Consider the following 548-nt stretch of genomic DNA (forward strand, 5'->3'; position numbering starts at 1 on the left):
TAATAGTTTCTAGTCAACTCTATTTTACCATAAACCTTGAGGAGATATTTTATTTTGGCAACAAAAAATGCCGTATTTATGCGGCTTTTGGCGTTTCGCAAACGCCTATTTAATATTTTTTGAAAGGAGAAAAATGAAACGACAACCATTATCCCCTAAAATTTCGCAGTCTCTACAAAAGTACCTAAGCGAAATAGATTTCTTCAAACATGAAGAACATGGTTATGAACCACTAATGAAACAGAGAAGTCTTAATATAATTAATTCTCAGAAATATGAAAAAACAACAGGTTCAAAGGAAATATGGTTTGCTACTGAATTGGGTCAACCTTTTCTTTTTTGGAATGAGAACAATACGCTTGATATTGGAGGAGTTCTGAATTATGATAGCGAAAAACAAACTGGACAATTTTCACATAATACTAGTAAAGGAAAAATTTTTATAGAGAATGTACATTCTTATCATGTTTTCGTAAATATTGAAGGAAAATATTTGCCTGCAAATAGCAGGTATCTTCCTGAGTATGAAGAAACCCGAGATATATATG

The 548-nt window shown here is 31.6% G+C and carries 1 protein-coding gene; it reads left to right on the forward strand.

The window, feature by feature from the left end:
* Positions 1-133 precede the first annotated feature (133 nt).
* Positions 134-548: hypothetical protein (locus H6A13_RS13085; RefSeq protein WP_204909961.1), on the forward strand; the 415-nt coding region annotated here is incomplete at its 3' end.

Source organism: Mordavella massiliensis, assembly GCF_016902415.1.
Lineage (GTDB): Bacteria > Bacillota > Clostridia > Lachnospirales > Lachnospiraceae > Merdimonas > Merdimonas faecigallinarum.